Raw genomic sequence first — 4073 nt, 5'->3', positions numbered from 1 at the left:
CCCCCCGATCAGGGGAAGAAGGGGACGACCTCGTCCTGTGCGTGCACAACTTCTCGCGCTTCGCCCAGCCCACCGAACTCGACCTCCAGGCCTTCAGCGGCCGCCACCCGGTCGAGCTGATCGGCGGGGTGCGCTTTCCGGCCATCGGTGAACTGCCCTATCTCCTCACCCTCGCAGGTCACGGCTTCTACTGGTTCCGGCTGCGCAAGGACGCCTGACCGCCGCCCGGGGAGGGCCGGTTTCCACCGCCCCTCCCTGGGCACCCATCACCACACACCCCGACACGTCCCGCACGTACTGCCTCTGCCGCATTTCCGGGACGCCGCCCCGCACCCAGTCGCGGCCCGCCCCGGGGAAAGGACGTGACGTCATGCCGGATGCCGTCACCCGAACCGGCCCGACCGCGCGACCCGAGCTGCTCGCCTCGCTCGATCCGCTCCTGCGCGCGTGGCTGCCCCGGCAACGCTGGTTCGCGGGCAGAACAGCACCCGCCCTCACCCTGCTCGCCGCGACGGACCTGCTGCCGGCCACGGCTCGGCAGCCGGGCCTGATCCACGCCCTTCTGCGCATCGAGCCCACCCAGGACACGTACCAACTCCTGCTGGGCGTAAGGGAGTCACTGCCCCCGTACCTGGCGCCGGCCCTCATCGGCCACGTCACGCAAGGGCCCCTCGCCGGGCGCACGGTCTACGAGGCCCTGCTCGACCCCCGCCTGACGGACCTTCTCCTGGAACGGCTGCGCCACCCGGGCCGCCTGGACGGACTCCGTTTCGCGCACGACGGCGAGACCCCGATCCCGCCGGGCCTCGCCCCCCGCCCCCTCGACGCGGAGCAGTCCAACTCGTCGATCATTTACGGAGATACGTTCATCCTCAAGGTGTTCCGCCGCGTCACTCCGGGCCTCAACCCGGACCTGGAACTCCAGCGCGCGCTGGCCGACGAGGGCTGCGAACGCGCGCTCGCCCCGGTGGCGTGGTTCGAGACGACGGACGGCGACCCGCTCTCGCTCGGCCTGCTCCAGCCCTACCTCACGGGCGCGACGGACGGCTGGGACCTCGCGCTCGGCGAACTGTCCAAGGGGCAGGACTTCCGCCACGAGGCCCGCGAGCTCGGCCGCGCGACAGCCGAGATCCACCTCGCCCTGGCGCACGCCCTGCCGACGGTCACCCTGGGCCGCGCCCACACCGTGCAGCTGGCGCAGTCGATGAAGGACCGTCTCGACAAGGCGGTCCAGGCCGTACCGGCGCTCCATCCCTACGCACCCGCGCTGCACATCGCCTTCGACGCCCTCGCGGCCGACACGACCCCCCGCACCGCCCAGCGCGTCCACGGGGACCTGCACCTGGGCCAGTGCCTGCGCTCGCCCGCGGGCGCCTGGTCGGTCATCGACTTCGAGGGCGAGCCCTCCCGCCCCCTGCCCGAACGCCGGCTGCCGCACCCGCCCGCCCGGGACGTGGCCGGCATGCTGCGCTCCTTCGACTACGCGGCCCGCACGAACCGGCCGTGGGCGCCGGACTGGGCGCGCCGGTGCCGGGACGCGTACTGCGCGGGCTACGCGCAGGCCGCCGGTGACGACCCGCGCACGGACCCGGTCCTGCTGCGCGCCTACGAGACGGACAAGGCGGTCTACGAAGCCGTCTACGAGGCCCATCACCGCCCGGACTGGCTGCCGATCCCCCTCTCGGCGATCGAGCGCCTCGCCGCGGAGGCCTCCGGCATGCCGCGCCCCCGCCCCGGAGACGCGGCACCGCAGCACCCCATGTCGACCCCGAGCCAGGAGGCCACCCCGTGACGCACGACCCCTCCCGCTCCACACCTCCGACACCCGTCACCGCCGCCCCGGCCCCCACCCCCGCCGCCGACCGCCACCGCCTCCTCGCCGGCACCCACCACGACCCGCACTCCACCCTGGGCGCGCACCCCACGCCCACCGGCACGGCGTTCAGGGCGCTGCGCCCGTACGCCCGCACGGTCACGGTCGTGGCGGACGGCCTCAGGGTCCTGCTGCACGACGACGGCGACGGCTTCTTCTCGGGCCTCGTCGACCTGCCCGCGCCCCCGGACGAGTACCGCCTCCTGGTCACCTACGAGGGCGCCGACCACGAGACGCCGGACCCGTACGGGCTGCTGCCCGCGCTCTCCGATTTCGACCTGCATCTGGCCGGCGAGGGCCGTCACGAGCAGCTGTGGCAGGCGCTCGGCGCGCACCCCATGACACATCAGGGCATCACCGGCACCCGCTTCACCGTCTGGGCGCCCAACGCCCAAGGGGTGCGCGTCGTGGGCGACTTCAACTACTGGAACGGGACCGGCCACCCGATGCGCTCGCTGGGTTCCACGGGGATCTGGGAGCTCTTCGTCCCGTCGCTCGGCGCGGGTGAGCTGTACAAGTTCGAGATCACCCGCCCGGACGGCTCGAAGACGATGCGCGCGGACCCGCTGGCCCGCCGCACGGAGGTCCCGCCCGCCAACTCCTCCGTCATCGACGCGTCGCACCACACCTGGCACGACGACGCGTGGATGGCCGGCCGCGGCACCCCGCCCGCGCACGAGGCCCCGTTCTCGGTCTACGAGATCCACCTCGCGTCCTGGCGTCCGGGCCTCACCTACCGCCAGATTGCCGATCAACTGCCCCGCTATGTGACGGACTTGGGGTTCACGCACGTAGAGCTGATGCCGGTGGCCGAGCATCCCTTCGGCGGGTCGTGGGGCTACCAGGTCACCGGCTTCTACGCCCCGACGGCCCGCATGGGCACACCCGACGACTTCCGGCATCTGGTCGACGCGCTGCACCAGGCCGGCATCGGCGTCCTCATGGACTGGGTGCCGGCCCACTTCCCGCGCGACGACTGGGCCCTCGCCGAGTTCGACGGCCGCACCCTGTACGAGCACGAGGACCCGCTGCGCGCCGCCCACCCCGACTGGGGCACCCTCGAGTTCGACTACGGCCGCAAGGAGGTCCGCAACTTCCTGGTGGCCAACGCCGTGTACTGGTGCGAGGAGTTCCACATCGACGGCCTGCGGGTCGACGCCGTGGCCTCCATGCTCTACCTCGACTACTCGCGCGAACACGGCCAGTGGTCGCCGAACGAGTACGGCGGCCGGGAGAACCTGGACGCGGTCGAGTTCCTCCAGGAGATGAACGCGACGCTGTACCGCAGGATCCCCGGCGTCGTGACGATCGCCGAGGAGTCGACGGCGTGGGACGGCGTGACCCGGGCGACCCACCACATCGGGCCGGGCGGCTTCGGGGGTCTCGGCTTCGGCCTGAAGTGGAACATGGGCTGGATGCACGACTCGCTCGGCTATGTGTCCCACGACCCGGTCCACCGCAGCTACCACCACGACGAGATGACCTTCTCGATGGTGTACGCGTACAGCGAGAACTACGTCCTGCCGATCTCGCACGACGAAGTGGTGCACGGCAAGAAGGCCCTGGTGTCCAAGATGCCCGGCGACTGGTGGCAGCAGCGGGCCACCCACCGCGCCTACCTGGGCTTCATGTGGGCCCACCCGGGCAAGCAACTCCTGTTCATGGGGCAGGAGTTCGCGCAGGGAGCCGAGTGGTCGGAGGCGCACGGCCCGGACTGGTGGCTGCTCGACCCGTCGTACCCGGCCGAGCCCGACCACCGCGGTGTCCGCGACCTCACCCGCGACCTGAACGCCGTCTACCGGAACGAACCGGCGCTCTGGCAGCGGGACATGGACCCGGCGGGCTTCGAGTGGATCGTCGGTGACGCGGCGCAGGACAACGTGTTCGCGTTCCTGCGCCGCGCCGCCGACGGCAGCCCGCTCATGTCGGTGTCCAACTTCTCGCCGGTGGTCCGCCGCGAGTACCGGCTCGGCGCCCCCGACGACGTACCGGCCTGGCACGAGGTCCTCAACACCGACGCGGCCCGTTACGGCGGCGGCGATGTCGGCAACCCGGACCCGGTCAAGCCGGACGCCCAGGGGGCCCACGGGCGTCCGGCAAGTGTCCGGCTCACGCTGCCGCCGCTCGCGACGGTGTGGCTCAGGCCCGCGTGACCAGGGCCCGCACCGGACGCCGCGTCGCCCGCGCAGAGCGCGGGCGA

3 protein-coding genes are annotated in these 4073 nt (G+C 72.4%); all 3 read left to right on the top strand.

What is annotated here, in order from left to right; genetic code table 11:
- Positions 1-218, top strand: a 218-nt coding sequence (locus tag ACWFR4_RS47880) for an alpha-glucosidase C-terminal domain-containing protein (RefSeq protein WP_453658167.1), incomplete at its 5' end; no start/stop codon positions are given.
- Positions 219-370: 152 nt separating this feature from the next.
- Positions 371-1792 (top strand): maltokinase N-terminal cap-like domain-containing protein, encoded by a 1422-nt coding sequence (locus ACWFR4_RS47875; RefSeq protein ID WP_453467254.1) that lies wholly within the window; start codon positions 371-373, stop codon positions 1790-1792.
- Complete coding sequence (glgB, locus tag ACWFR4_RS47870; protein WP_453658165.1) at positions 1789-4026, top strand: 1,4-alpha-glucan branching enzyme; 2238 nt, start codon at positions 1789-1791, stop codon at positions 4024-4026. Before ACWFR4_RS47875 ends, glgB begins: the two co-directional genes overlap by 4 nt.
- Positions 4027-4073: the final 47 nt, after the last annotated feature.

The sequence above is a fragment of the Streptomyces sp. NPDC055140 genome (assembly GCF_053607285.1).
This window is presented reverse-complemented; position numbering and strand designations above follow the sequence as displayed.